Source organism: Cupriavidus sp. CuC1, from assembly GCF_044627735.1.
Lineage (GTDB): Bacteria > Pseudomonadota > Gammaproteobacteria > Burkholderiales > Burkholderiaceae > Cupriavidus > Cupriavidus ulmosensis.
This window is the reverse complement of sequence record NZ_JBIUHC010000126.1, coordinates 23,726-29,728: the sequence shown is the minus strand read 5'-3', so window position 1 is coordinate 29,728 and position 6,003 is coordinate 23,726. Positions and strand designations below refer to the sequence as shown.

The 6,003-nt window shown below is 62.0% G+C and carries 3 protein-coding genes and 1 pseudogene; all 4 read left to right on the top strand.

Annotated features, from left to right (window positions below):
• Positions 1-83 precede the first annotated feature (83 nt).
• Positions 84-1,034: pseudogene (locus ACGLHR_RS37755) on the top strand (DUF1302 family protein); the annotation flags it as partial.
• 12 nt (positions 1,035-1,046) lie between these two features.
• Positions 1,047-2,417 (top strand): DUF1329 domain-containing protein, encoded by a 1,371-nt coding sequence (locus ACGLHR_RS37750; RefSeq protein ID WP_400100462.1) that lies wholly within the window; start codon positions 1,047-1,049, stop codon positions 2,415-2,417.
• A 55-nt stretch (positions 2,418-2,472) separates the two neighbouring features.
• Positions 2,473-3,534 (top strand): WD40/YVTN/BNR-like repeat-containing protein, encoded by a 1,062-nt coding sequence (locus ACGLHR_RS37745; protein ID WP_400100461.1) that lies wholly within the window; start codon positions 2,473-2,475, stop codon positions 3,532-3,534.
• A gap of 28 nt (positions 3,535-3,562) precedes the next feature.
• Positions 3,563-6,001: an RND family transporter gene (locus ACGLHR_RS37740; protein WP_400100459.1), complete on the top strand. Its 2,439-nt coding sequence runs from the start codon at positions 3,563-3,565 to the stop codon at positions 5,999-6,001.
• Positions 6,002-6,003: the final 2 nt, after the last annotated feature.

The following is a 6,003-nucleotide window of genomic DNA, read 5'->3' as shown; positions in this document are numbered from 1 at the left end:
CGCCGTTTGCGTGCCTTCAACGCAGACTACTATGTGGTGTCAATAATGCAAGGAACTTCTGACGCAGGACACTAGAGTGGCGGCGCACGCGAGTGCCGGCGGCGGGCAGCTACTTCAGCAACGCCGACATGGCCGATGCGGGCGGCGAGCGCATCATCGCGGCGGAAGGAACGACCGGCCCGCTCGCCTCTTTCTACCGGGGGCGCGATCAGGAGGCCAGGAACAGTGGCCAAGGCGGTTTGCAATTACGCTACCGGGTCGACGCGATCGATACGGACTTCGGCCTCTATTTCGCGCGCTACCACGACAAGAATTTCCAGGTCTACTTACGCCCAGGCGCGGGCGTGGGCTCGACCTCGCCGGTCGACCAGATCGGGCAGTATAGTCTGGTGTTCCCAGAGAACATCCGTACCTTCGGCGCGAGCTTCTCGACCACTGTGGGCGAGGCCAACGTCGGGGGCGAAATGTCTATGCGCCGCAATGCCCCGCTAGTGAGTGACCCGCAGGTTGTGGCTGGCAACACGGCTGCGGACAACAGCGGCAATCCGCTGTATGCGGTGGGTTCTACTGCCCATGCTCAGTTGTCCATCATCACGGTGCTGCCCCGCTCACCGTTGTGGCCCTCCGCGAACCTGATCGGGGAGGTGGCTTGGAATAGGCGGTTAAGCGTTGACCGCAACCCCGCGGCGTTGGATGCCAACACCACACGTGACGCGGCCGCGCTACGTGTCGTGCTGGAACCGTCGTATTTTCAGGTGATGGACGGGCTCGATATCACTGTCCCGATTGGCATCGGTTACAGCCCGTTCGGCCGCTCTTCGGCTGTAGCCGGTTTTGGCGGCGGCGCCTACCACGGCGGGGACCTCAGCATCGGTGTTAGCGGCGAGTATCTGAAGGTGTGGAAGATCGGACTGAACTACACACACTACTACGGAGGCGCCGCCCCGCTGACTACCCCGGCCGGAACGCTCACATTCGGACAGACGCTGAAGGATCGCGATTTTGTCTCCTTCACCCTCTCACGCACCATTTAGGAACCCTTCACCATGAAGAACCCCATTCATCGCATCCTGGCGGTGGCGCTCGGCCTTCTGGCGACGGTGCCCGCGTTGTCCATCGGCGCGGTGTCGCCGCAGGAGGCAGCCACTCTCAAGACGACACTGACGCCGCTGGGCGCGGAACGCGCCGGCAACAAGGAAGGAACCATTCCCGTCTGGACGGGCGGCTATACCGCCGGGTCTGGCGCTCAGAAGAGCGACGGCCGTCGTGTCGACCCGTTCGCGGCTGACAAGCCGCTGTTCACGATCACTGCTGCCAATGCATCCAAATACTCGGAACATCTGAGCGAAGGGGTGATGGCGCTGTTCCAGCGCTATCCCGACACTTTCCGCATCAATGTCTATCCGACCCGCCGCACGGCGGCCGCCCCGCAATGGCTCTACAACAATACCTTGCGCAACGCTACCCAAGCCAAGCTATCTAAGGACGGACTGGCTGTCGAAGGTGCCTATGGCGGCGTGCCCTTTCCGATCCCAAAGAGTGGAGAGGAGGTTCGCTGGAATCACCTCACGCGCTGGCGCGGGCAATCGATCGACATGCGCTACAAGGTGTGGGCGAATACCCCAAGTGGCCAGTCGGTGCTGGCGACGCAGGCTACGGTGAACGATCAGTTTCCCTACTATCGCGAGCCAGCCGGGGACGGTTCAAAGCACGATGGCATGTTCTGGCAGTCGATTCAGTCCACGGACGCTCCGGCGTTCCGCGCGGGCGAGGCTTTGTTGCTGCGCGACCAGAACGACTTCTCCGACGGCAGGATGATCTGGCAATACCTTGCCGGGCAGCGGCGCGTGCGTCGCGCGCCCAATATTGGCTTCGATACGCCGGACTTCGTAGCATCGGGCACCAGCTTTTTTGATGAAGCTTTCGGGGGTGTCGGTTCTTCAGAGCGCTACGACCTGAAGCTGCTCGGAAAGAAGGAGATGTACATCCCGTACAACACCAACCGCTTGCTGACAATCAGCGATGCCGAAGCGATGGCGAAGAACCATCTGAAGCCGGAGAATCTGCGCTGGGAGCTGCACCGCGTATGGGTGGTGGAGGCGACGCTGAAAGCCGGAAAGCGGCACGCTGTGCCGCGCCGGATCTCGTACCACGACGAGGATACCTGGGCGACCTCGGTGATGGACGGCTGGGATGCCCAGGGCAAGATCTGGCGCACGGACCTGATGTTGCCCTTCGTTGCTCCCGAGTTGCCTGCCGTGGTGACGATGTGCACCGATGCGTTCTTCAACCTGCAGACCGGCGCGTGGCTCTATCGCTGCTCGATGGGCGATTTCGACGAACAATACAAGGCGGTGCCCTACCGCGCCGACAGCTACTTTACGCCCGATGCCCTTGTGAGCAACCAGACTCGCTAGCCATCGCCGATGCTGCCTGCCTTCGCGGAGGCAGGTAGCCCTTTACGGATTCCCCATGTCCATGTCCTCCTTTTCAGAAAAACGCCGTCGCTTTCTCAAGGCGCTGGCGTTGACGGCCTCCATGCCGATGGCTGCGTCTGCCACATCGCCGGCAGCCGTTCGTAACGACCCTGCCGAGCTTGCCGCGCGTTCCCTGCTCACCGCAATCGCCCAGGCAGGGCCGCGCCTGGTAGCGTGCGGCGAGCGGGGACATATCTTATTGTCCGACGACGGTGGGCACCGGTGGCGCAGTGCCACCGTGCCGGTGGACGTGACACTGACGGACCTTGCCTTCATAGATGCCAGCAAGGGCTGCGCGGTTGGCCATGGCGGCGTGATCCTGCGCACGGTGGATGCAGGGCAGACCTGGACCCGTCAGCTTGATGGCGTGATGGCCGCGCGCAAGCTATATGCGCGCGCCGGCGATGCCGATGCCGCCGCCCGCAGGAATGCCGAGCGCTTCGTAGCGGATGGCGCTGATAAGCCTTTTCTGGCCGTGCATTTTATGAACGCGCAGCGTGGCTTCGCGCTTGGCGCCTACGGACTCTTCTTTTCGACAGACGATGGCGGTGAGAACTGGGAGCCCGCCGGTGCGGCCTTGCCCGGGTTGGAGCGTTCGCATCTCTACGCCATCACGAGTAGCGGTCCGGAGGTGCTCATCGCTGGTGAAGCGGGTGGTATCTTTCGCTCCCGCGATCGCGGCGAAAGCTTCGCGCGTCTGAGTATTCCGTATAAGGGCACGCTCTTTACTCTTCAGAGAGGAAAGAGCGGAGAGCTGGTTGCCGCAGGCCTGCGCGGGAACGCATTCGTTTCGGAAAATGGCGGTGATGACTGGGGCAAGAGCCAGATCCCCACGCAGCGCTCGCTGTTCGGTGGCGCAGTGCGGCGCAACGGCGCGATTCTGCTGTTCGACGAGGCGGGCGGCACTTGGCGCAGCACGGACGGGGGACGCCAGTTCCAGGCCGCGGTAGCCGACAACCCTATCCCGATTATGGCAGTGGTGGAGGAGTCAAGTGGCGTGCTGGTCGTAGTGGGCCAACGTGGCGCCAGTCACGTGAACCTTCGCTCGGCCTCATAAGCACCCCTCTCAATACCGAAGGATTGACATGAATCACACGTCAGATAGTGTGCTTACCCTCGAATTTCCTCCAATCGACGATATTTCGAAGTTTGACCGGAATTCTGGCGGTCTTCTCGAACGGCTCCTCTTCAACCATCGTATTGCGTGGATCTCGGTCTGCCTGGTTCTGACCGTCGCGCTGGGTATGGGCGCGACCGGCCTGCGGCTGAATGCCAGCTTCCTGAAGACGATCCCGACGCATCATCCGTTTGTCGTTAACTATCTTGGACACGCCAAGGATTTACAGGGCACCTCCAACGCCGTGCGCATCGCCGTAGAGACGCGCGGTGGCACCATCTATGACGCGGCCTACCTGGATGTGCTGCGGCAGCTTAGCGACGAGCTGTATCTGCTGCCCGGCGTGGACCGGGCATACATGAAGTCGCTATGGACGCCTGCCACACGTTGGACGGGGGTGACCGAAGACGGATTCGACGGCGGCCCGGTGGTCCCGGACAACTACGATGGCTCCCCAGATAGTATCGCCGCGTTGCGCGCTAACGTTGAGCGGTCCGGGGAGATCGGGCAACTGGTGGCGCCGGACTTCCGCTCGAGCATCGTGTATCTTCCCTTGCTCGATGTTGACCATGAGACGGGGCGGCAGCTTGACTACGGGGCTCTCTCTGCGCGGCTGGAAACGTTGCGAGAAAAGTACGACGGGAAGGGCGTGAAGGTTCGCATCGTCGGTTTTGCCAAGGTGATGGGCGACCTGATTGGCGGCCTGCGCGTGATGCTCGGCTTCTTCGGCGCAGCCATCGCCATCACCTCCCTGACGTTATTCTATTTCACGCGCTGCTGGCGTAGCAGTGCCCTGGTGATCGGTTGCACGCTGACGGGCATCATCTGGCTACTCGGACTGCTTCCTCTACTGGGCTACGAGTTCAATCCGTATTCGATCCTGATTCCGTTCCTTGTGTATGCCGTCGGCGTTAGCCACGCCGCACAGAAGATGAACGGCATACTGCAGGACATCGCGCGTGGCACGCACAAGCTGATCGCGGCGCGCTACACCTTTCGGCGCCTGTTCGCCGCCGGGGTCACTGCCTTGCTCGCGGATGCGGTTGGCTTTGCGATCCTGGGGCTAGTGGACGCGCCGGTCATTCGCGAGCTCGCGGTGATCGCCAGCCTTGGCGTAGGCATTCTGGTGTTTACCAATCTCGCGTTGCTGCCGATCCTGCTTTCGTATACGGGGGTGTCGGAGCGAGCCGCGCGGCGGGCGTTGCAGCGCGATAGCATGATGGCGCAGACGCGCTCGGTTTGGACCATGCTGGCAGGGCTGACGGGAGGCAAGGCCGCGACCATTGTCATCTTGGGTGCGGCTGTGCTCGGTATGCTCGCCATTTGCGCCGCGCGGCATTTGCACATTGGAGACCTGGACGCAGGTGCGCCCGAGTTGCGCGCGGCGTCGACGTATAACCGCGACAACGCGTTCGTGGTGCAAAACTATCGCGCGAGCAGCGATGTGTTCGTGGTGATGGTCAAGACCCCACCCGGCCAATGCGCGCAATATCAGCGATTGCAAATGGTCGATGCGCTTGAGTTCCGGCTGCGGGAGGTGCCGGGCGTGGAGGGCACACAATCCCTGGCTTCGCTGACCCGGCAATCGATGGTGGGGATGAACGAGGGCAATCCAAAATGGGCTGAACTGATCGCTAACCAGGAACTCATCAATGCTGGCGCTGCTAGGGCACCCCGCGAGCTATTCAATCCGACCTGCGACCTGCTATCGGTCTATGCTTACCTGCGCGACCACAAGGCAGAGACCCTCGCGGCGGTCGTCGCTGCTGTGGATGATTTCCGCGCGCTGCACCCGAGCCAGGATGCGCAGATTCTGCTGGCTGCAGGCAACGCAGGCATCGAGGCCGCCACCAATATCGTGGTGGAGGACGCCAACCACAAGATGCTCCTCTGGGTGTATGGTGCGGTGATTCTGCTGTGTTTCATAGCCTTCCGCTCGTGGCGCGCCGTGGTCTGCACGGTGCTACCACTGATGCTGACTTCGGTGCTGGCGGAAGCTTTGATGGTCTGGCTCGGCATGGGCGTCAAAGTGGCGACACTGCCGGTGGTGGCGCTCGGGGTGGGCATCGGTGTCGACTACGCGCTATACAACCTTTCTGTGACGATGAGCGGGTTGCGGCAGGGCGCCACCCTTGCGCAGGCGTACTACCAGGCATTGATTTTCACTGGCCGAGTCGTGGTGTTCACCGGCACTACGCTCTCGCTGTGTGTGCTGACTTGGGTATTCTCGCCGATCAAGTTCCAGGCGGACATGGGCATCCTGCTGGCTTTCATGTTCGTCGTGAATATGATCGGCGCGCTTGTTCTGGTTCCCGCCATCGCGGGCTTCGTGCTGCGACCGACGTCGCCAGGAACCGATGCCGCGCGCCATGACGCCAACCAAGACTCCGGTTTTGTCAATTCTTAATG